General features: G+C 48.4%; 25 protein-coding genes. 15 read left to right on the top strand and 10 right to left on the bottom strand.

The window, feature by feature from the left end; translation table 11 throughout:
- The first annotated feature begins 21 nt into the window (after nt 1-21).
- The gene (locus LPA26_RS01770) at nt 22-369 is read left to right on the top strand and encodes a hypothetical protein (protein WP_229007102.1); all 348 of its coding nucleotides are present in this window, start codon (nt 22-24) and stop codon (nt 367-369) included.
- A gap of 36 nt (nt 370-405) precedes the next feature.
- Here the strand turns inward: LPA26_RS01770 and leuA are convergent, their stop codons facing one another.
- A complete protein-coding gene (gene leuA, locus LPA26_RS01765) occupies nt 406-2,091 on the bottom strand; it encodes a 2-isopropylmalate synthase (RefSeq protein ID WP_229007101.1) in 1,686 nt (561 codons plus the stop codon).
- Between the two features lie 162 nt (nt 2,092-2,253).
- Here leuA and LPA26_RS01760 point away from each other — a divergent pair, with 162 nt between their 5' ends.
- Nucleotides 2,254-2,718 (top strand): Lrp/AsnC family transcriptional regulator, encoded by a 465-nt coding sequence (locus tag LPA26_RS01760; protein WP_229007100.1) that lies wholly within the window; start codon nt 2,254-2,256, stop codon nt 2,716-2,718.
- Between the two features lie 44 nt (nt 2,719-2,762).
- On the opposite strand, the gene LPA26_RS01755 is transcribed toward LPA26_RS01760, so the two are convergent.
- Nucleotides 2,763-3,134 (bottom strand): co-chaperone YbbN, encoded by a 372-nt coding sequence (locus tag LPA26_RS01755; protein WP_055829263.1) that lies wholly within the window; start codon nt 3,132-3,134, stop codon nt 2,763-2,765.
- A gap of 249 nt (nt 3,135-3,383) precedes the next feature.
- On the opposite strand from LPA26_RS01755, the gene sugE reads away from it, so the two are divergent.
- On the top strand, nt 3,384-3,704 hold the full coding sequence (sugE, locus tag LPA26_RS01750) for a quaternary ammonium compound efflux SMR transporter SugE (RefSeq protein WP_229007099.1): 321 nt from the start codon (nt 3,384-3,386) through the stop codon (nt 3,702-3,704).
- A 61-nt stretch (nt 3,705-3,765) separates the two neighbouring features.
- A complete protein-coding gene (gene yfcF / locus LPA26_RS01745; RefSeq protein ID WP_229007098.1) occupies nt 3,766-4,392 on the top strand; it encodes a glutathione transferase in 627 nt (208 codons plus the stop codon).
- Between the two features lie 107 nt (nt 4,393-4,499).
- Here yfcF and LPA26_RS01740 read toward each other — a convergent pair whose 3' ends face one another.
- From LPA26_RS01740 to LPA26_RS01730, 3 genes are all read right to left on the bottom strand, one after another.
- Nucleotides 4,500-5,099 carry a nitroreductase family protein gene (locus LPA26_RS01740; protein WP_229008310.1) on the bottom strand — a complete coding sequence of 200 codons (600 nt, stop codon included), beginning with the start codon at nt 5,097-5,099 and terminating at the stop codon, nt 4,500-4,502.
- Between the two features lie 12 nt (nt 5,100-5,111).
- Nucleotides 5,112-7,634 (bottom strand): DNA mismatch repair protein MutS, encoded by a 2,523-nt coding sequence (mutS, locus tag LPA26_RS01735; protein ID WP_229007097.1) that lies wholly within the window; start codon nt 7,632-7,634, stop codon nt 5,112-5,114.
- Nucleotides 7,635-7,938: 304 nt separating this feature from the next.
- Nucleotides 7,939-8,751: an inositol monophosphatase family protein gene (locus LPA26_RS01730; protein WP_055829274.1), complete on the bottom strand. Its 813-nt coding sequence runs from the start codon at nt 8,749-8,751 to the stop codon at nt 7,939-7,941.
- 113 nt (nt 8,752-8,864) lie between these two features.
- Here LPA26_RS01730 and LPA26_RS01725 point away from each other — a divergent pair, with 113 nt between their 5' ends.
- Nucleotides 8,865-9,602, top strand: coding sequence for an RNA methyltransferase (locus tag LPA26_RS01725; protein WP_229007096.1), 738 nt, complete (start codon nt 8,865-8,867; stop codon nt 9,600-9,602).
- 49 nt (nt 9,603-9,651) lie between these two features.
- Here LPA26_RS01725 and LPA26_RS01720 read toward each other — a convergent pair whose 3' ends face one another.
- Nucleotides 9,652-9,960 carry a YkgJ family cysteine cluster protein gene (locus LPA26_RS01720; protein ID WP_255658858.1) on the bottom strand — a complete coding sequence of 103 codons (309 nt, stop codon included), beginning with the start codon at nt 9,958-9,960 and terminating at the stop codon, nt 9,652-9,654.
- Nucleotides 9,961-10,094: 134 nt separating this feature from the next.
- Here LPA26_RS01720 and cysE point away from each other — a divergent pair, with 134 nt between their 5' ends.
- From cysE to fdx, 9 genes are all read left to right on the top strand, one after another.
- Nucleotides 10,095-10,829 carry a serine O-acetyltransferase gene (cysE, locus tag LPA26_RS01715; protein WP_055829279.1) on the top strand — a complete coding sequence of 245 codons (735 nt, stop codon included), beginning with the start codon at nt 10,095-10,097 and terminating at the stop codon, nt 10,827-10,829.
- A gap of 140 nt (nt 10,830-10,969) precedes the next feature.
- A complete protein-coding gene (locus LPA26_RS01710; RefSeq protein WP_055829282.1) occupies nt 10,970-11,440 on the top strand; it encodes an Rrf2 family transcriptional regulator in 471 nt (156 codons plus the stop codon).
- Between the two features lie 16 nt (nt 11,441-11,456).
- On the top strand, nt 11,457-12,602 hold the full coding sequence (locus LPA26_RS01705) for a cysteine desulfurase family protein (RefSeq protein WP_229007094.1): 1,146 nt from the start codon (nt 11,457-11,459) through the stop codon (nt 12,600-12,602).
- 23 nt (nt 12,603-12,625) lie between these two features.
- Entirely contained in the window at nt 12,626-13,843 is a 1,218-nt protein-coding gene (locus LPA26_RS01700; RefSeq protein ID WP_229007093.1) for an IscS subfamily cysteine desulfurase, read from the top strand.
- A 231-nt stretch (nt 13,844-14,074) separates the two neighbouring features.
- The gene (iscU, locus tag LPA26_RS01695; RefSeq protein WP_055829291.1) at nt 14,075-14,458 is read left to right on the top strand and encodes a Fe-S cluster assembly scaffold IscU; all 384 of its coding nucleotides are present in this window, start codon (nt 14,075-14,077) and stop codon (nt 14,456-14,458) included.
- Nucleotide 14,459: 1 nt separating this feature from the next.
- Nucleotides 14,460-14,783 carry an iron-sulfur cluster assembly protein IscA gene (gene iscA / locus LPA26_RS01690; RefSeq protein WP_055829295.1) on the top strand — a complete coding sequence of 108 codons (324 nt, stop codon included), beginning with the start codon at nt 14,460-14,462 and terminating at the stop codon, nt 14,781-14,783.
- 88 nt (nt 14,784-14,871) lie between these two features.
- Nucleotides 14,872-15,384 (top strand): Fe-S protein assembly co-chaperone HscB, encoded by a 513-nt coding sequence (gene hscB / locus LPA26_RS01685; RefSeq protein WP_229007092.1) that lies wholly within the window; start codon nt 14,872-14,874, stop codon nt 15,382-15,384.
- Nucleotides 15,385-15,389: 5 nt separating this feature from the next.
- Nucleotides 15,390-17,279, top strand: coding sequence for a Fe-S protein assembly chaperone HscA (gene hscA / locus LPA26_RS01680; protein WP_229007091.1), 1,890 nt, complete (start codon nt 15,390-15,392; stop codon nt 17,277-17,279).
- Nucleotide 17,280: 1 nt separating this feature from the next.
- The gene (gene fdx, locus LPA26_RS01675) at nt 17,281-17,622 is read left to right on the top strand and encodes an ISC system 2Fe-2S type ferredoxin (protein WP_229007090.1); all 342 of its coding nucleotides are present in this window, start codon (nt 17,281-17,283) and stop codon (nt 17,620-17,622) included.
- A 66-nt stretch (nt 17,623-17,688) separates the two neighbouring features.
- Here the strand turns inward: fdx and LPA26_RS01670 are convergent, their stop codons facing one another.
- From LPA26_RS01670 to LPA26_RS01655, 4 genes are all read right to left on the bottom strand, one after another.
- A complete protein-coding gene (locus tag LPA26_RS01670; protein ID WP_055829303.1) occupies nt 17,689-18,333 on the bottom strand; it encodes a carbonic anhydrase in 645 nt (214 codons plus the stop codon).
- Between the two features lie 57 nt (nt 18,334-18,390).
- The gene (locus LPA26_RS01665) at nt 18,391-19,974 is read right to left on the bottom strand and encodes a SulP family inorganic anion transporter (protein ID WP_229007089.1); all 1,584 of its coding nucleotides are present in this window, start codon (nt 19,972-19,974) and stop codon (nt 18,391-18,393) included.
- Nucleotides 19,975-20,123: 149 nt separating this feature from the next.
- Nucleotides 20,124-20,411 (bottom strand): hypothetical protein, encoded by a 288-nt coding sequence (locus LPA26_RS01660; RefSeq protein ID WP_055829309.1) that lies wholly within the window; start codon nt 20,409-20,411, stop codon nt 20,124-20,126.
- A gap of 116 nt (nt 20,412-20,527) precedes the next feature.
- Nucleotides 20,528-20,803, bottom strand: a complete 276-nt coding sequence (locus LPA26_RS01655) for a hypothetical protein (protein WP_229007088.1) — start codon at nt 20,801-20,803, stop codon at nt 20,528-20,530.
- Between the two features lie 140 nt (nt 20,804-20,943).
- On the opposite strand from LPA26_RS01655, the gene LPA26_RS01650 reads away from it, so the two are divergent.
- Nucleotides 20,944-21,711 (top strand): LuxR C-terminal-related transcriptional regulator, encoded by a 768-nt coding sequence (locus LPA26_RS01650; protein WP_229007087.1) that lies wholly within the window; start codon nt 20,944-20,946, stop codon nt 21,709-21,711.
- The last annotated feature ends 5 nt before the right edge of the window (nt 21,712-21,716 follow it).

Genomic DNA, 21,716 nt, shown 5'->3' with positions numbered 1-21,716 from the left:
TGTTTGAGAAAGGAAAGCTGTATGGATCCTAAACAATTCGACAAGAATCGTGACATCCGTCCGGATAGCGGCTGGCAAACCTTGCAGGCTTTAGTAACGGTTGCCCTGATTATTTGCGGACTCATTGGCATTGCGGTGCATATGTTTGGCTCCAAAACCACGCCATTCGACTGGTGGTACTGGATCACCGCTTCACCGATGAATGCGGCTTTGACCATCCTGGCAGTGGTGGTCGTGATTGTTTTCCACCGCTACAACAGCCATATCAGCAACCAGCAACGACGGAATGCCAGCAACCTTCCCGTGTATATCATGATGCTGGTAGGCGTATATTTTACCTACCGGTTGCTGACTACCGGACACTGGTAAGCTGCGCCAATACCTTTAAAATACCGGCCAGCATAATCAAGCAGTTTTTGCTATTGCGGTTAAAACAAACCCGCTGCGGTTGATACCACTAATAATCGCCTCGATTGAAGCGGTCACAATATCTGGGTTGATCCCCACACCGTAACAGACCTTACCCGCGCATACGACTTCTACAAATGCGCACGCTGAAGCCTCACCCGCTGATGCACTGGCGCCAATCGAGCGCTCCTCAAAACTACGCACCTGAGCAAACACACCTATCCCTTGCAATGCATGAATCGCCGCATCCACCGGGCCATTACCGTGCCCGCTCAGGATAGTGGCAACGCCATCCACCTCAACCGTCATACGGATGGCCTGGCCACCCTCTTCCGATTGCAGCTGGTAATCCTTAAAGCTAAACGGTGCCGCTGGCTCGATATAAGTGCGGTTAAAAAGCTGCCAGATATCTTTCGCTGTCACCTCGCTGCCATGCGCGTCAGTGAATTGCTGCACCACACCGGAAAACTCCACTTGCAGGCGACGCGGCATCACCACGCCATACTGGCTTTCCATCAGGTAAGCGACGCCACCTTTACCGGACTGGCTATTGACGCGAATAATCGAGTCGTAGCTGCGTCCCAGATCTTTAGGGTCGATCGGAAGATAAGGCACATTCCAGCGCGCATCTTCCTGCTGGCTGGCGAAGCCTTTCTTAATCGCATCCTGATGTGAACCGGAAAACGCGGTAAACACCAAGTCACCGGCATAAGGATGGCGCGGATGGATATCAATCTGGGTGCACTCCTCTACCGTACGCCCCACTGCATTCATATCAGAAAAATCCAGCCCTGGATGTACGCCCTGGGTATACATATTCAGCGCCACCGTGACCAGATCCACATTACCGGTACGCTCACCATGCCCAAACAGGCAGCCTTCAACACGGTCAGCCCCAGCCATCATACCCAGCTCAGTCGCCGCCACCGCAGTGCCGCGATCATTATGCGGATGCAGGCTCAGAATCACGCTGTCACGTCGCGCCAGATGACGATGCATCCATTCAATCTGGTCAGCATAAATATTGGGGGTAGCCACTTCCACGGTCGCCGGGCAATTAATAATTACTTTACGTTGCGGCGTTGCGTCCCAGGCTTCGGTCACCGCATCACAAACCTCTTTGGCAAACTCAAGCTCGGTAGCAGTAAAAGTTTCAGGGCTATATTGCATGATGACTTCCGTTTCCGGCATTTCTGCAGCCAGCGCTTTCACCAGCCTGACCGAGTCGACTGCCATTGCTTTGACTTCCTCTCTGCTCATATTGAACACCACTTCGCGGAAGGTCGGTGAGGTCGCATTATAAATATGCACGATCACACGCCGCGCACCGCGCACTGATTCCATCGTGCGACGGATCAGGTGCTCACGCGCTTGTGTCAGTACTTCTATCGTCACATCAGCAGGAATATGATCCTGCTCAATCAGTGTGCGGACAAAATTAAAATCGGTTTGCGAGGCTGAAGGAAACGCCACTTCAATCTCTTTAAAACCAATCTGGCACAGTATTTTAAACATGCGCATCTTCTTGTCGGCATCCATCGGTTCAAACAACGATTGGTTCCCGTCACGCAGATCGGTACTCAGCCAAACAGGAGGCTGGCTAATCACTGCGTTCGGCCATTGACGGTCTTTAAGATTGACCGGTGGAAACGGCTGATATTTTTGTGATGGTTGTGCGTGCATGTCATGCTCCGTAAACATTGATTCGATACCACACATAATAGAGCTTTTATAAAAAATATTATTGCGAAATGTGTGCTTTAAAATTAAATTATGAAATTAAATTTCAATTAATAAAAATTAAATGTAATATTATTTCAATTTTAAATGAATAGTTAAAAATATATGAAACTGGACAAGTTTGACAAAGCCATTCTCGACATTCTGCAAACTGATGGACATATCAGTAATCAGGAGCTCGCCGAGCGTATAGGTCTCTCGCCTGCGCCATGTTTGCGCAGGGTAAAAGCGCTGGAGCAAAATGGCCTGATTACCGGCTACCAGGCACTGGTGGACGCAAAAAAACTTGGGTTGAGCCTGATGGCATTAATCGGTATTTCCATGGACCAACACACCCCGGAACGGTTTGCCAATTTTGAAGCAAGCATCGTCAATGTGCCTGAAGTGCTGGAATGTCTGCTGATCACAGGCCAGCAATCAGATTACTTACTAAAAGTAGTGGTCAAAGATATGGATGATTACCAGCATCTGTTACTGCATAAGATTACCAAAATTATCGGTGTCACCGGTGTGCATACCAGTTTTGTATTACGTAATGTCATTGCAAGGGCGAGGTTGCCTGTCGTTTAAAAATAAAAAGGCCATGCATTGCATGGCCTTTTTATCACTATCAATTATTTTTTCTTGGCGTCTTCTTCTGCGTAGTGCTTGCGTATGGCGGTCATATCGAAATCACGTGCCCATTTAATGATTTCATCAAAGGCTGGCGCACCAATTTCGCCAACCTGGGCATGAATACCAGCACGCTCGCGAATGACCAGCAATCCTGGGATCTGTTTTACATCAAAATAATCTGAAATTTCCGGGTCAGTCTCAGTATTCACCATGCCAAATACGATATCCGGATTCTTTTCAGCAGCAGCCTCAAATGTTGGCGTAAATGCCACACATGGATCACACCACGGCGCCCAAAAATCCACAATGACAAATTCGTTATTTTCAATGGTTTCTTTAAAATTCGCTTTAGTCAGCGTCAACACTGCCATGATATTTCCTGTTCCTGTAGATTAATTTTTGTGGCGTTATTGTAGCAGAGGAAGCCACTGCCCATGCCAAACTGTATACATGATTGCTTTACGCTGAATAGACAATGCGACATGGCAAATGCGCACATGGCGCTCTTGCACTTGAATAAGCGCTCACCTGTTGTATCATGGATGCAGCAGGAAGTGAGGACGACCCCACCGCTCCAATATTTTTGCAGGGACGACCCTGAAAAAAGAGAGGAACGAAATATGGCCTGGTTTATTCTTGTGATTGCGGGACTATTTGAAGTGGGTTGGGCGATAGGATTGAAATATACCGAAGGCTTTAGTAAATTATGGCCGACCGTTGGTACAGTGCTGGCCATGATCATCAGCCTCTGCTTGCTGGGCGTTGCCATGAAAACCTTGCCTGTCGGTACTGCTTATGCCATCTGGGTAGGCGTGGGTGCGATAGGCACCGTGATATTGGGAATGGTATTGTTTGGCGAGCCAGTCACCATGTTACGCATTGGCAGCCTGGTACTGATTGTGGCGGGCATTATTGGTCTTAAGCTCGCGGCGTTCATGTAGTTGCAATAAAGCAGGTTAATAAGCACCTGCTCCCTTAAGAAAAATAGCACAGAAGGGACTGATGATGATTCTTTACGTCGATGCCAATTATCTTTCACCTTACGCCATGTCCGCTTATATCGCGCTGCGTGAAAAGGGTTTGAAATTTGAACTACGGCTTGTCGATTTGCGCAAACAGGAGCAGGCTTTGCCGGAATTCGCTGCTTTCTCCAACACCCAGCGTGTGCCCACCCTGGTCGATAGCGAACAAAACTTCCACTTGTCTGAATCATCAGCAATTAGTGAATATATTGATGAGCAATATAGCGGCGTGCAACTTTATCCGTCGGATATTCAGTCCAAAGCCAAAGCCAGGGAATTGCAAGCCTGGCTGAGAAGTGACCTGCTACCCATCCGTGAGGAACGGTCAACCGAAGTGGTATTCCTGACACGTTCGCCGCCACCTTTGTCTGCTCAGGCGCAAGCAGCGGCGAATAAACTATTTCATGCTGCAGCCCAGCTGCTACAGCCCGGCCAGACACATTTGTTTGGTGACTGGAGTATTGCAGATACTGATCTCGCAGTGATGATCAACCGCCTTGTATTGGCTGGTGACCCGGTACCCGAGCATTTAATGGATTACGCAGAGCGCCAATGGCAGCGTCCAAGCGTGCAGGAATGGGTGAATTTGCCCAGGGCAATCACTTAATAACGGTCACTTTAATTTTATAAATAAAAATGCGACTGGCTTTCACCAACCGCATTTTTCTAATTTTTTAAAAACCAGCTTTATATTCGTTAAGTGGCTGCTGGGTTTTAAACAATCGCGTTATCCCACACACCATCAAAAAACAATTCACCCAGTGGTTGGCGGTTACGCGCAGCTAATTCACGCTCTTTCACATCGTCAGGCAATTCTTCAACGGCAGCCTGGTAACCCACAGTGACCATCGGCAATATCTGGAAACGTTCCGGCACTTTGAAAGTGGTACGCGCTTTATCGGCATCAAAGCCACCCATCTGGTGCGCCATTAACCCTAGTGCTGTGGCTTGCAGGCAGAGATTTTCCGTCGAGGCACCAGTGTCGTAAGGCGCCCATTTATTTGGCTTGCCATTGCTACGGAATACCGTATCTGCGCAGATAAGTAACAATACCGGCGTATTCACCGCCCAGCCCTGATTGCCAGGAACCAGGCAATCAAATGCAGCCTGCCAGGCCTGCATATTATCGGCCTTGTTACAGACCACATAGCGCCATGGCTCATCACCAAAGCACGAAGGCGCCCAGCGCGCGGCTTCCAGCAAGCTAATGATCTGCTCCTTACTCACCGGTTTATTGGCGTCGTAAGCGCGACCGCTCCAGCGGTTGGCAATCACTTCATGGATAGGCTGTTGCGTAATGGCTGGCTTTTGTATGGTCATAAATCCTCACAGTTGTTTTTTCAAAGTGTATAGCAGCTCTAAAGCCTGCTTGGGTGTTAAATCATCGGGTTGAATGCGCTCTAATTCTGCGACCACAGGATGCAAAGGTGGTTCTTCCGGCTCGGCATCGATTGCAAACAAGTCATTTTGTGGCGTGGCGGCAAGAGTCTGGTTCTCCAGTTGCAGGAGCTTACGCTTTGCCAGTTGCACCACCGATTTTGGAATCCCGGCCAATTGCGCTACCTGTATACCGTAACTCATGGTCGCAGCGCCCTCTTCCACCTTGTGCAGGAATACAATGCCTTTGCCATGCTCGACCGCATCCAGATGCACATTGGCAGCATGCTTGGCCTCATCAATAATCCGCGTCAGCTCAAAATAATGCGTGGCAAACAAGGTGAGGGATTTATTTTTTTCAAGCAATTGCTTGGCGACTGCCCAGGCCAGGCTTAAGCCGTCAAAAGTACTTGTACCCCGGCCAATCTCATCCAGCAGTACCAGACTATTGGCGCTGGCATTATTCAGGATATTGGCGGTTTCAGTCATTTCTACCATAAAGGTAGAGCGACCACCTGCCAGGTCATCCGAAGCACCTATGCGTGTGAATATACGGTCAATTTCACCAATGACGGCGTTTTGCGCCGGCACGAAACTACCGCAGTAAGCGAGCAGTACAATCAATGCCGTCTGCCGCATAAAAGTGGATTTACCACCCATATTCGGGCCGGTAATCAATAGCAACTGGCGATAAGGATTCAATGCGACATTATTTGCCACATAAGGCTGGGCAATGCTCTCGACTACCGGATGGCGACCGTACTGGATATCCAGGCCAATTTCGGCACGGAACTGGGGTTGTACATAATTCAGCGCCCGCGCGCGCTCAGCAAAACAGGCCAGCACATCCAAAGTCGCAACCGCAGTGGCAATACGCTGCAAGGTTGTAATATGTGGCAGCAGTGCATCCAGTACCTGCTCATACAGCATTTTTTCCCGAGCCAGTGCACGCTCGTTGGCACTCAATACTTTATCTTCAAATGTCTTTAGTTCCGGCGTGATAAACCGTTCTACATTTTTCAGAGTCTGGCGACGACGATATTCAGCTGGCGCACTTTCAGCCTGCAAGCGGCTGATCTCAATGTAAAAACCATGCACACTGTTATATTCGACTTTAAGATTGGCAATACCGGTACGCGCTTTTTCAGCCGCTTCAAACTGCAACAGAAAGTCGCCGTGGTCAGTCTGCAACGCACGCAACTCATCCAGTTCCGCATCGAAACCCGAAGCAATCACGCCACCTTCACGCAAAATCGCTGAAGGTTCGGCCTGAATGGTTTGGACCAGCAAACGTAAAGCTTCTGAAGGGACTTGCAACTCTGATAGCAAACTTTGTATTAACTCAGACTGAATATGGGGCAGTGTTTGAACCAGTGAAGGCAGTTGCAACAGGCTATCCCGCAAACCCGACAAATCCCGTGGGCGCGCACTTCTAAGCGCTACCCGGGCAGTCATGCGTTCAATATCACCAATCGGGTGCAGCGCAAGCTGTAATCCACTTTCCAGCGATTGCTCCAGTAATTCAGCCACCGCCAGATGGCGTTGCTGTATCTCCAACTGATTACGTAAGGGATGATGCAACCAATGCCGTAACAAACGTGCACCCATCGCGGTTCGTGTTGAATTCAGTAAAGAATACAGAGTCGGGCTGGTCTCACCTCGGATAGTGGTATCAATTTCCAGATTACGACGAGTGGCCGCATCCAGTTGCAAATAGTGGTTTGTCTGCTCTACACGCAAACCGGAAATATGCGGTAAAGCGGTTCGCTGGGTATTTTTGACATAGTCAAGCAAAGCACCCGCAGCTGCCACGGCGACAGGCATTTCGGCACAACCAAACCCTGCCAGGTCATGGGTATTAAACTGCTGACTCAAGCTACGCTGTGCTGACTCCAGATCAAATTGCCAAGGTGCCAGACGTTTCTTGGCGCATCGAGCCTGTTGCAAGATGTCTGAGATATGATCATCGCCGGTAATCAACTCGGCCGGATGAATCCGCTCCAACTCTTGCGACAAATGCCCGGGTGCAATTTCGCTTAATACAAACTCGCCGGAAGTCAGGTTCAGCCGGGCCAAACCCAGTACGCCATCACCTTTGGCAATACATAGCAAAGTGTTATCGCGTGTCTCATCCAGCAAAGCTGCATCGGTCAGCGTACCGGGGGTTAAAATCCTTGTCACCTCACGCGCTACCGGCCCTTTGGAAGTGGCTGGATCACCAACCTGTTCGCAGATGGCGACAGCTTCGCCCATTTTTGCAAGCTTGGCCAGATATTGTTCGGCCGCATGATATGGCAAGCCAGCCATTTTGATCGGTTCGCCATTGCTGGCGCCACGACGGGTAAGTGTAATCCCTAATAATCGGGATGCTTTTTCGGCATCTTCAAAAAACAGTTCGTAAAAATCGCCCATACGGTAAAACAGCAGCATATCGGGATACTGTGCTTTTAGCGCCAGGTATTGGCGCATCATGGGAGTGTGGTTTTCGAAGGCCATCGGAAGGAAAGACTTATAAAAATAATGAGTAGAAAAGCCTTTGTATCTTACAACAAAAGCGGTATTTCTCGACGTAAGATTATTGGGTCAGCTTGGAAATAAGAGCATGTAAAAAAACATTCTTCAAGACTTGAGGCGTTGAAGGTTTTTAGTTCGATTGTGTTTCGCCTGTAGGCAAAAAATACCAAAAGAATGACCTTCTAACTTGTGATCAATAGTCCCTAAAAAAATAAACCCGGACAAGACTGCCCGGGTTTATTAATTACTTTAATCTTTATTTTTATGCCAGCGTCGGAGTCTTAATCCGCTCGGTCAAATGTGGTGCAATCACCTGCAACATTTGCCCAAACACCTTTGGGTTCGCCGCGACAATGTTTCCAGTCCTCAACCAGCTTTCATTACCTTCAAAATCACCCACTATCCCGCCTGCTTCCTGTACCAGCAAAGCCCCGGCAGCAATATCCCAAGGTGACAGGTTGATTTCAAAAAATCCATCAGAATAGCCTGCCGCTACATAGGCAAGATCAAGCGCAGCGGAGCCTGGACGGCGCAAACCCGAGGTTTTCTTAGCCATGTCGCGGAAAATATTGATATAGGTTTCCAAATAGCTGAAATCTTTAAACGGGAAACCGGTGGAAAGCAAGGCTTCTTGCAATTTGGCACGCTGTGTCACGCGGATACGGCGGTTATTCAAAAATGCACCACTGCCTCTTGTAGCCGTAAACAAATCATTACGCACCGGGTCATAAATGACAGCCTGCGTCAGCACACCTTTTTCCTGCAAGGCGATTGAGATACAGTAAGCCGGGAAACCATGCAAAAAGTTGGTTGTACCGTCCAGTGGATCGATGATCCAGATGCTATCTGCTTCTGAATTTGTTTTGCCGCTTTCTTCACCAAAAAAACCATGTTTTGGATAAGCTTCTTTAAGAATGGAGATAATCGCTTGCTCAGCACCGCGGTCGACTTCGCTGACAAAGTCGTTGGTATCCTTTTGTTCAATTTTTAAAGCGCCAATATCCTGGGCGGCACGGTTAATGATTTTGCCGGCTTCACGCGCGGCGCGAATGGCGACATTTAAGGTTGGATGCATGCTGTGTTTGGAAGGATCAACTGATAAAATAGCATTTTAACGTTTTATCATGCGTTCACAAAATGAAATGCTCTTTTATCTCAGTCATTTTGTGAACGCCATCAGTGATTCACATGACAACACTCTTCAATAATATCCGCGTAGTCCTTTGCCAGACCAGCCATCCCGGCAATATTGGCTCCACTGCCCGCGCCATGAAAACCATGGGTCTGGATCGTCTTTACCTGGTAAGGCCAAAGTACTTCCCAGATCCCGAAGCCACTTCACTGGCAGTGAATGCGGCCGTTGTGCTTGATCATGCAGTGGTGACACAAACATTGGAAGAAGCTTTGGCCGATTGCCAGTTTGTCATTGGTGTGAGCGGCAAAGAACGCTCTTTGTCACAACAAGTGATGACTGTGCGTGAAGCCGCGCAAGAAGTAAAAAGCACCGCCGAACACAGCCAGGTTGCGCTGGTATTCGGCACCGAAATGAGCGGCCTGACTAACGCTGAAGCTGATCTCTGCCATGTGCTGGCGACCATTCCCGCCAACCCGGAATATACTTCACTCAACCTGGCACAAGCGGTGCAGATCATGTGCTATGAAATCCGCATGGCGATGACGACTGGAGAATTACATTACCAGGAAAAACCGGTTGAACTCGCCTCACAAGATGATCTGGAGCGTTTTTACGAACATATGCGTGAAGTGCTGGAGCATATTGGTTATATCAATCCGCGGGCGCCCAAGAAACTGTTCGAACGTCTGCGTCGATTGTATGGCCGTACCCGGCTGGAGAAAGAGGAAGTGAATTTATTGCGCGGGATTCTAACCCTGAGTGTGAACCCTAAGAAACACAGCAAGTACTAGGCCGCATTAGCCTTAACCCCTAACTCCCAGTTTCCTTATATCAACAGACCTACATTGTAGCCAGCCCGATGGACTGGCGCGCCTGGTTGCAACTCTCGGAGCCGGCCTCGAATTCGCGACATGTACTTGAGCGTAATGGGTAAATGCTGCAACCTACTGACCGTCCCAACTCCCCTTGCAAAGCCACGCACCGCACGGGAAACTGCCCGGTGCCTTGCATGCAAACATAATGATCGTTCACTTTCTGTGTCAGGTGTGCCGGCACGGTGCCTTGTGGATGAACATCGCTTTCAGCCCAATAGAACGACACTCTGAAACTGGCACAACATGCGCCACACGACTGGCAAGGGTCCGACATATATTTAAAGATGAAATGAAAGCATCATTGTAGCTTTGCGCGCTAACTCCTTACCAGACACCTACCAATATCTTTAGCCAGTCTTTGAGATCGTGATTTTCTGACACCCTCTTAACTTGTGGCATAATGCGCGCATGTTTGATCACCTCAAAGAAGATATCTCTATCGTGTTTGACCGCGACCCTGCGGCGCGCACGCACTTTGAAATCCTGACGACTTATCCTGGCGTTCACGCGCTGATTATCCACCGTGTTAGCCACTGGCTGTGGACACATCGTTTGTACTGGTTTGGCCGTATGCTATCGCATTTTGGTCGCTGGATCACCGGTATTGAAATCCACCCGGGTGCAGTGATCGGCCATCGCGTATTTATCGATCATGGCATGGGCGTGGTGATTGGCGAGACCGCCATTATCGGCGATGACTGTACCCTGTACCACGGTGTAACGCTGGGCGGCACCAGCTGGAATAAAGGTAAACGTCACCCCACGCTGGAATCTGGCGTTGTGATAGGTGCTGGCGCCAAAGTACTAGGCCCGATTACGATCAGTAAAAATGCCAAAATCGGCTCTAATGCCGTGGTCGTTAAAGATGTACCTGAAGGTGCAACAGCGGTCGGTATCCCTGCGCGTATTCTGGAAGAAGAAAAAACCAAACAGCGGCAAAGCGCAGCACAAAAAATGGGTTTCAGCGCTTATGCAGTGGGTAACGATGAGAATGATCCCATGATCAAAGCCATCAACGGATTACTGGATCATGCGCACAAGCAGGAATTGGATATTGCTGAACTCAAAGCCAAGTTAGCCAAACTGAGCGACGCCGAAACTGAATCAGATGTTGGTGACGCTTTTGCCAAAAAGCCTGAATAGCAAGCCTGAATAAGAACCATTCCCAATACCAGCATTCATGCGGGTTTAAGCCATTTTTATACAGAAACTTTTTACCATAATAATTGACTAAATTAGTAGGTTATTATAAAATTTGAGTCTGTTTTAAAGGTGTTTCATAGATGCGATTAACCACTAAAGGACGTTTTGCAGTGACAGCAATGCTGGACATTGCCCTCTACGAGGCTGATAAGCCAATTACTTTGGCTGGCATCAGCGAGCGTCAAAGTATCTCTCTTTCATATCTGGAACAACTATTTAGCCGCCTGCGCAAACAGGGCCTGGTATCCAGTGTGCGTGGACCAGGTGGCGGTTATCGAATCGCTAAAGCCCATTCAGAAATTTCAGTATCTGACATTATCACGGCTGTAGATGAACAGATTGATGCGACCCAATGTGGTGGCAATGAAGACTGTCACGATGAAGGCCGTTGCATGACGCATGAATTGTGGGCTTCACTCAATGGCAAAATACTGGATTATCTGTCTGGTGTGAGTTTGGCCGACATGGTGGATATGCAAAAGAAAAAAGGCGCTGGCACAGTGCATTTTTCACCACGTAAATGTGGTTCTGACGCCACGCTTGCAGCTTAAGATTTTTTTAAAGCGCATGAATACGGTTTATTTCGACCATAACAGCACTACCGCTTTAAAGCCTGAGGTTTTACAAGCCATGTTGCCGTGGTTATCACAAACAGCCGGCAATGCGACCAGCCGTCATATTTACGGCCGTAATGTACGAGACGCCGTTGAAGCTGCACGGAAAGAAATTGCTGAATGTGTAGGTGTGCAAGCCTCGCAGGTGGTATTTACCTCTGGCGGCACTGAAGCCAATAATTTTGCGGTCAAAGGCATCACTACGAATTTGACGCCTACCCAAATTTTAGTAAGTGCGATTGAGCATCCTTGTGTATCGCGTCCCGCACAATCGCTTGCTTGGCACGAATGGAAAGTGCAAACCCTGAAGGTCAATACACAAGGCGTGATTGATCTGGCGGATGCCGAACAAAAACTGAACACACATACCGGCCTGGTTTCAGCCATGCTGGCGAATAACGAAACTGGCGCCATCCAGCCCATTGCTGAGCTGGCTGCATTAACCAAAGCTAAAGGTGCTTTGCTACATACTGATGCAGTACAGGCATTTGGCAAGCTGGAAGTCGATTTCGGTGCACTGGGTGTGAATGCGATGACGATTTCCAGTCATAAAATTGGTGGCCCGGTCGGTGTAGGTGCGTTGATATTGGATAAGCGTGTAGATATCGCTCCTTTGCTGCATGGTGGCGGACAGGAACGTGGTTTGCGCAGCGGTACTGAGAATGTCGCTGGCATCGTGGGATTTGCCAAAGCATGCAAGCTGGCTGTGGCAACATTGAAAATGCGCAGTATGGCCCAAACTAAGTGTCGTGACCAGCTTGAAACTGGTTTGCAGAATTTGAATGCAGTTATTTTTGGCCAACAGGCAGAGCGCCTGCCAAATACCAGTTTTTTTGCTATCCCCAATATTGAAGGGGAAACATTGGTAACGGCACTGGATAAAGCAGGATACGCGGTAGCAAGCGGTTCAGCGTGTTCAAGTGACAGCACAGAACCTAGCCATGTTTTATTGGCAATGGGCATTGAACCTGACCTCGCCCGCAGTGCAGTCCGCGTCAGTTTAGGTGAAAGCAATAGTGAAGCTGAAGTACAGGGTTTTTTAAAAGCGTTGCAACAAGAAGTGAAACGCTTAAAAGGATTAAATGCCGTTGCGGCATAAGTTTTTATTGAAAGAGTATGAACATGTCTGAAAGAAAGCCGATTTACCTGGATTACTCTGCGACTACACCGGTTGACCCACGTGTTGCGCAAAAAATGATCCCTTTTTTGACCGAAGATTATGGCAACCCTGCTTCACGCAGCCATCCATACGGTTGGACAGCCGAAAAAGCGGTTGAAAATGCACGCGAAGAAGTTGCCAAACTGGTCAATGCCGATCCACGTGAAATCGTGTGGACATCAGGCGCGACCGAGTCTAACAACCTCGCGATCAAAGGGGCTGCGCACTTTTATGCCGAAGGTAAAGGCAAGCACATCATCACGGCAGCGACTGAACATAAAGCAGTCCTGGATACATTCCGTGAACTGGAGCGCGAAGGTTACGAAGCGACTTATCTGCAGCCGGAAGCCGATGGCCTGATCAATATCGAGACATTCAAGGCTGCCATCCGTCCAGACACCGTGCTGGCTTCTATCATGCTGGTGAATAATGAAATCGGCGTGATCCAGGATATTGAAGCACTGGGCAATATTTGCCGTGCCAATAATGTGATTTTTCATGTGGATGCCGCACAAGCCACTGGTAAGGTCGTGATTGACCTGGAAAAACTGCCAGTTGACCTGATGAGCTTCTCTGCACATAAAACTTACGGCCCTAAAGGGGTTGGTGCATTGTATGTGCGCCGTAAACCACGTATCCGTATTGAAGCGCAAATGCACGGTGGTGGTCATGAGCGCGGTATGCGTTCAGGCACGCTCGCGACGCATCAGATTGCCGGTATGGGCGAAGCTTTCCGTATTGCGCGTGAAGAAATGGCCAGCGAAAACGAGCGTATCCGCATGTTGCGTGACCGTTTACTTCACGGCCTGCTGGATATTGAAGAAACTTATGTCAATGGTGATCTGGACCATCGTGTGCCGCATAACCTGAACGTCAGCTTCAACTTTGTTGAAGGTGAGTCATTGATCATGGCGATTAAAGGCATTGCAGTTTCTTCTGGATCTGCATGTACATCTGCCAGTCTGGAACCAAGCTACGTGTTGCGTGCTTTAGGCCGTTCAGACGAGCTCGCACATAGCTCTATCCGTTTCAGCATTGGCCGTTTCACTACTGAAGCAGATGTCGATTACACAATTGACCTGTTGAAGAGCAAGATCGACAAATTACGAGAACTCTCGCCATTGTGGGAGATGTTCAAGGATGGCATTGATCTGTCCAAAGTAGAATGGGCAGAACATTAAAAAATTGATCTTTGACCGCCTGGCGGGGTTGTCGGATTGCTTGTTTAGAAACACTAAACGGCGCAATCCTCCGCCTAGCCAGACAATCAAATTCAATTTTTTTAGATTAATTTTAAATGCATTAAAACGCGATACGAAATCAAGGCGGCAAGCCGAAGACAGTACGATAAGTACGGCGAGGCGCGCCAACGCAGAGTTCGTGAGCGGGTGAATGCATCAGAGGAGCATGAGATGGCATATAGCGATAAGGTACTGGACCACTACGAAAATCCACGTAACGTAGGTTCTATGGATAAAAACGACCCGACAGTCGGCACCGGTATGGTGGGTGCGCCTGCTTGCGGTGACGTGATGAAACTGCAAATCAAGGTCAATACAGCTGGCGTGATTGAAGATGCCAAATTCAAGACCTACGGTTGTGGTTCAGCGATCGCTTCAAGCTCGCTGGTCACCGAATGGTTAAAAGGCAAAACGCTGGACCAGGCGCAGGAAATCAAGAACTCTGCGATTGCGGAAGAGTTGGCCCTGCCGCCAGTGAAAATTCACTGTTCAGTGCTGGCTGAAGATGCAATTAAATCTGCGATTGCTGACCTGAAATCCAAACAAGGTAAATAAGATGGCGATTACCCTGACAGAAACCGCAGCTCAACGCGTAGAAAAATTCCTGGCCAACCGTGGCAAGGGGATTGGTCTGCGTTTGGGCGTGAAAACCACCGGCTGTTCCGGCATGGCTTACACACTGGAATTTGTCGATGATATGTTGCCGGAAGACAGCATATTTGAGAGCTATGGCGTCAAAGTCATTGTGGACCCGAAAAGTCTGGTGTATATCGACGGCACCGAGCTGGACTTCACCAAAGAAGGATTAAACGAAGGGTTTAAGTTTAATAACCCTAACGTTAAGGATGAGTGCGGTTGCGGCGAGTCATTCACGGTCTGATTTGACTGTGTTTTAAAAGCTGCTTACTTTCTTTATGCTCTACTTGATGTTAACTTCTATTAGTTTTGCATAGGTTTTATTTTCTACTATGCAAAACTATTTCGCTTTATTCCAGCTACCGCAACAATTCAACATTGAGTTGGCAGTGTTAGATAGCAATTACCGCAAACTGCTGGCCGAAGTTCACCCGGACAAGTTTGTGAATGCCTCATCTGCAGAACGCATGCAATCCATGCAAAAAGCGACACTGGCTAATGAAGCCTATAAAATTCTCAAACAGCCCACATCGCGGGCAAGATATTTATTGCAATTAGCAGGTATTGAGACTGAAGAAGAAAACAATACGGCGATGCCTGCCGATTTCCTGATGGCGCAAATGGAATGGCGAGAAGCAATAGACGACGCCAAATTTGCCAAAGATATCGCAGCACTGGATGCGCTTTTAATTGATATGCGCGCACAAGCCAACATCCTGCAACAGCAAGTGGCAGAAGAAATTACGCAAGCGCCGACACAAGCGGCAATGACTGTTCGCAAGCTGCGGTTTATAGATAAAGTGAGCGAAGATGTGAACCAGCTGATCGCTCAATTGGAAGACTAAGTTTCATGGCGCTATTACAGATATCCGAACCAGGTATGTCCCCTGCCCCACACCAGCACAAGCTGGCGGTAGGCATAGATCTGGGTACGACCAACTCACTGGTGGCTACAGTACGCAGTGGCATGAGTACAGTATTGCATGATGAACATGGCCATGCCTTATTGCCTTCTGTTGTACGTTATCTTGAAAATGAAATTGTGGTTGGTCATGAAGCGCAAGCCGCACAAAGCCAGGATCCGGTCAATACGATCGTCTCAGTCAAACGCTTTATGGGGCGCGCTTTAAACGACATTACCGACCGTGCACATATCCCCTACCACTTTGTTGAAAATGCATCTTCAGAAGGCATTTTAGAACTCAAAACGCGCGCCGGCTTAAAAAGCCCGGTTGAGATTTCTGCGGATATTCTAAAAGCATTAAAAATACGTGCTGAAAAAGCATTAGGTGGCGAACTCATGGGCGTCGTGGTGACCGTCCCTGCTTATTTTGACGATGCCCAGCGCCAGGCCACCAAAGATGCTGCCAGATTGGCTGGCCTGAACGTTTTACGCTTACTGAATGAGCCAACTGCCGCTGCAGTCGCTTATGGCCTGGATAATGCCTCTGAAGGGGTGTATGTCATTTATGACCTTGGCGGTGGTACATTTGATATTTCGATTCTGCGCTTGAGTAAAGGCATTTTTGAGGTATTGGCGACTAACGGTGACTCGGCCCTTGGCGGTGATGACTTTGATCACCGCATCTATTGCTGGGTACTGGATCAGGTGCGGAGTAAAACGGCAGACTTCAAGCCACTGACCGAAGCCGATACCCGCCTGCTGTTGACCAAATCGCGTCAGGCCAAAGAATGGCTGACCGATAACCACGAAGCCAATATTCTGTGCAAGCTCAGCAATGGCGCACTGGTTGATGAAACGCTGACAGTTCAGCAGTTTGTCAGCCTGACTGAAAACCTGGTTAGCAAGACTTTAAGCCCTACCCGCAAAGCCATGCGCGATGCCGGCTTGAGCATGGAAGATATCAATGGTGTTGTACTGGTTGGTGGCGCTACCCGCATGCCGCATATCCGCCATGCAGTGCAGGCATTCTTCAAGCAGGAACCGTTGACCAATCTGGACCCGGACAAAGTAGTTGCACTGGGTGCAGCCATCCAGGCCAATGTGCTGGTAGGCAATCGTAGCGAAGAAGATTTATTGCTGCTGGATGTGACGCCATTATCTCTTGGCTTGGAAACCATGGGCGGACTTGTTGAAAAAGTCATTCCTCGCAATTCGACTTTACCGATTGCGCGCGCGCAAGACTTTACTACCTACAAAGACGGCCAGACAGCGATGGCTATCCATGTGGTACAAGGCGAGCGCGAACTGGTGGTCGACTGCCGCTCACTGGCCCGTTTTGAGCTACGCGGTATTCCGCCAATGGCCGCAGGCGCTGCGCGTATTCGTGTCACTTTCCAGGTAGATGCCGATGGCCTGCTTTCGGTGACGGCGCGTGAACAAACCAGCGGCGTTGAATCCAATATTACCGTCAAACCATCTTATGGCCTGAGCGAAGACCAGATTACAACCATGCTCAAAGATTCATTTGGCGCGGCTGAAAGCGACAAAGCAGCCCGTATGCTGCGTGAAGCCACTGTGGATGCGCAACGCCTGATAGAAGCGATTCAGGCAGCACTGGCTGAGGATGGCGCAACCTTACTCGCGCAGGAAGAGCGCGATACCATACAAGCGCATCTGGAGGCCTTGCACACCTTGTGCCAGGGCACAGATAGCCAAGCCATCAAGCATGGCACTGAAGCATTGAATCATGCGACAGAAAACTTTGCGGCCAAACGCATGGATGCTTCTGTACAAAAAGCCCTAGCGGGTAAAAACCTGGACTCTCTGGAACTGTAATATGCCTAAAATCACCATCCTCCCCCATGCTGAACTTTGCCCGAAAGGCGCTGTGATTGAAGCAGAAAAAGGCACCTCCATCTGTGACGCATTGCATAATAACGAGATCGACATTGACAGCGCCTGTGGCGGCGTCTGTGCCTGTACCACTTGTCATGTGGTCGTGCGAGAAGGCTTTAAAACCTTGAACGATATTGAAGAAGATGAAGAAGATATGCTGGATCGCGCCTGGGGCTTGCAGCCCTTCTCGAGACTCTCTTGCCAGGCCATTTTACAAGAGGCCGATGTGACGGTGGAAATCCCTAAATACAGTATCAACCTGGCTAAAGAAGGCCATCAGTAATCAAAATGATATAAAAAAGCCGATGTTGTAACATCGGCTTTTTTTATTTAATACACCACGGATTGATTACCCGACGTAAGTATCATTCAGGAAGTTCACTTTACCGTTAGAAATGTCGTATATCGCACCAACAATCGCAATTTGCTTGCTGTGTATCATGTCATCGACAATATCACTGCTACGGATAATCGTATCTATCTGATACCTGACATTTAATTCATTAATCTTTTCAACAAAATCAGCATTCTTGGAATTACGCTGTGCCGCATCACTCACCGTTTTTTCATGACGGATAGCAGGTTTGATCAGGTTAATGATTTCTCCGATATGGCCATCTTTAAAGTCATCACAAGCCGCTTTCACCGCGCCACAGGACGTATGCCCCATCACCACAATCAGTTTGCTGCCCAGGTATTTGCTGGCGAATTCCAGGCTGCCCATCGCTTTGTCGGAAGCGATATTACCGGCCAGACGCACACTGAAAATATCGCCCAGGGCCTGGTCAAACAGTAATTCAACCGGTGCGCGCGAATCACTGCAACTCAGGAAAGACGCAAACGGATGCTGTTTGTCCTTGGTGATTTGAATCAGAGCCTTGAAGTCTTTTTCCTCTTCCACCTCTGAAGTGAAACGTTGGTTACCCTCGATCAAAATATCCAGTGCCTCACGCGGCGTCATTTTGTCACGATCAAGTAATGGGTGTTTGTACATACAAATAATCCTCTAGTAAATTATTGTTTTAGCGAGGCTATTCAGCCCCGCTTTTGATTAATGCCCCAGCAAATGCTTGGGCGGGTTAAACGCAATGGTTTCTACGGTAATGTTTTTCAGTTTGGCATGCTGCTGGTAGCCATGAATAAACTCCACCACATCATAGGCAATCGCTTTGCTGTGAGTGCAATCGATCACCACTTTGCTGTTGCGCGGGATCGACTCCAATACCTCCAGGATGCTGGCCTTGTTGAAGAAAGACACTTCTTCCGCCAACACCAGTTCAAACACTTCTTGGCCATCCTTGGTACTGCGTGTTTGCTTGATGTAATGAGAGTTACGGTAGCTATGATGCAAAGTGAAAAAGATCGCTACCACTAATCCGAGGCCGATACCCGTCAGCAAATCGGTAAATACAATGGCGATAATAGTCACAATAAACGGGATAAACTGTTCCCAGCCCAGGGCGAACTGTTGTTTAAATAAACTCGGTTTAGCCAGTTTATAGCCCACCATGATCAGGATAGTGGCCAGGCTGGCCAGGGGAATAAGATTCAAGAAGCTGGCAATGGTAATGGCGCTGAGCAGTAACCAGAAACCATGCAAAATTGCGGATATTTTAGTTTGTGCGCCAAACGTGATGTTCGCACTACTGCGCACAATCACCTGGGTGACGGGTAAACCACCGATTAAACCGGACACGATATTGCCTAACCCCTGCGCTTTAAGCTCCCTGTTGGTCGGCGTCACCCGTTTCAGGGTGTCCAGTTTGTCGGTTGCCTCTACGCATAACAATGTTTCCAGGCTGGCGACAATCGCCATGACTAACGCGGTTTTAATCACCGCTGGCTGTGCAATATGGCTAAAATCCGGGTGGGTAAAAAAGCTGGTAAATTCACCCAGGCTACCCGCTACCGGCAATCGTACAATCTGGTCTTCAGCCAGCGAAAAATTTAACCAGCCGCGCATAAAGGCAATATTGAACAAAATCCCCACCAGTACCACCACAATCGGCCCTTGCAACAACTGGAACACTCTATGTTTTTTAGTTAACACAGTATCCCACAGAAGCAGGATCGCAAAAGAAACTGCGGCAATCAACACAGCTCCTGGCGTCAATAAGTCCCATGCCTGCAAAATATCGCTGAAAGTATTGTGGCCGTCAAAACCAAACGATTCATCACCTTCATAGTCGGCATCGTAACCGAATGCATGCGGAATCTGTTTCAGGATAATCAGCAAACCGATACCGGTCAGCATGCCGGTAATCACTGAAGAAGGCACAAAGTAAGCAATGAAACCTGCTTTAAATTGGCCAAGTAAAAATTGAAAAACACCGGCCAATACTACAGCGGCTAAAAATACTTCATAAGATCCAAGGTTGCTGATGGCGGCCATCACAATCACAGCCAAGCCGGCTGCCGGGCCACTAACCCCCTGCTGCGATCCACTGGCCAGGCCAACGACGATACCGCCGACAATCCCGGCGATGACGCCTGAGAAGAGTGGTGCCCCTGAGGCTAGTGCGATGCCCAGGCAAAGCGGCAAAGCTACAAAGAAAACAACGATTGAAGCCGGTAAATCCCGATTCAAATGCTTAAACAGGTCGAAAAAATCCGACCTTGATGGTGTAGCGGACATAGTGTTTTTCCTTCACAAGTGAAACAATTTTTCGTTATATTATTATCGTTAATTATAATTAGATTCTATGATTATGCCATATACACAATACACAAAACCCCGCACGCGTGCGGGGTGGTTTGAACGCTAAAGACTATATGCAGTATTCATTAGTCTCTTGGAGTATCAGCTACGTAAGGACGTCTACCAATAAAGTTTAAACGCAGTTGATCGTGTTTATCAAATCCTTTATCTGGACTATCGGTCACAATACCTGCACCTTCCCATTTATCTTCAGCACTCTGCTGTTTAGCCACTGGAGCTTTACTGTAAGGACGGCTGCTAAAGTTCTTATGATGTAAAGTACGTACATCATTATCCTGCGCTTGTGTTTCATCCGCATGAACATTTGCCATCACTCCGAATGACACCAAAACTACCAATAATAATTTGCTCATTTTCATACTCCTTTATCATATAAACGTCAGGCAGCCTTCAAGCATTCTAGCCAAGGCCTGGCAATATTATGTGCCAGTATCCTTACACAATTCTGACTCGCTAATTTGACCCTGACTTAAAGTGGACGCTTACCAATGGAATGCATTCTCAATAATTGCAGGTGTCTTTCTTTCTGCTCCTGGCCGGCTGTCATGGATGCACCTTCCCACCCTTGTTCAGCAGCAGGCTTGTTCGCCATCACTACTGGTGCCTGGTAAGGTCTTCTGCTCAGGGACTGGTGGTGATGGATTTTGGTTTCTATGGTCACTTCTTCATTTTGGTCTTGGGCATTCACCGGCAAAGCCGCTACCAAACCAAACACCAATAACATTGCTGTATAACCGTTACGCATATTATTTCTCCTATTCACTGTTTGTTGGACATTCATTGTTCGTTGGGGTTTTAATTGATTCATCATGGTTTGCATTTTGCACCGTAGCTGGCAACAAAAAATCTACCAATATAGGTAGTTCGGTATATACTTAACGGCATATGCCGAATGACAGCCCTACCCCTGAAGTCGAGAGTGCGTTTGCCCTGCGTAGCGCCTTGAAACAAAACCAGGCGCAAATTGCACAAGACAAATTATTTGAAAAATTTGGCCAGCAATTATTTGTTTCCGGCTGGTCCAACGAGTTATTGCAATGGTTGCTGGATGAAATATGCATGCAATTCGGCGCACAGCACGGCCTGATCAGCCAACAACATGGCGGTGCGCTGAAGATTCTGGCATTGCGTGGCAAGAGCTATCCGGTCGGTGCGCGTATTCCCATGCTGGGTGTATTGGGGCAATGGTTAAAAGAACCCATCCGCTTTGAAGTGCATCAGCAATACGTGTCTAGCTTATGGACATTGCCTGCCACCACCGAGGCAAATGTGCATTGTTATCACTTGCCCATTGCATGCCAGCAACGCCCTGTCGGTTTACTGGCATTGATCACAGGCAATCCTTTAAGCCATAACAGCTTGCAGATTTTATACAGCCTGTGCGGCATGCTGGGTTTTGCCTTATACGGTCAAGCCCAGTCAAGCACCATGATTGATGACAGTTACGTGCAAAAACTTACGCCACGGGAGCGCGAAGTGTTTGCCCTGCTGCCTTCCGGTGCAAGCAATGCTTTACTAGCGAGTAAGCTGGGCATTTCACCGGGTACGGTCAAAATTCATATAGAGCGTATCCTCAGCAAACTGGACCTCAATGACCGTACCCAGGCCGCGGTCAAGGCAGTGGAGGCTGGGTTCAAAAGCGATGGATTGTGATACCT

It is taken from the genome of Methylophilus sp. Leaf408 (assembly GCF_916856905.1).
In the GTDB taxonomy this organism is placed as follows: Bacteria; Pseudomonadota; Gammaproteobacteria; order Burkholderiales; family Methylophilaceae; genus Methylophilus.
The sequence above is the reverse complement of the archived record's forward strand: the minus strand, read 5'-3'. Positions and strand labels throughout refer to the sequence as shown.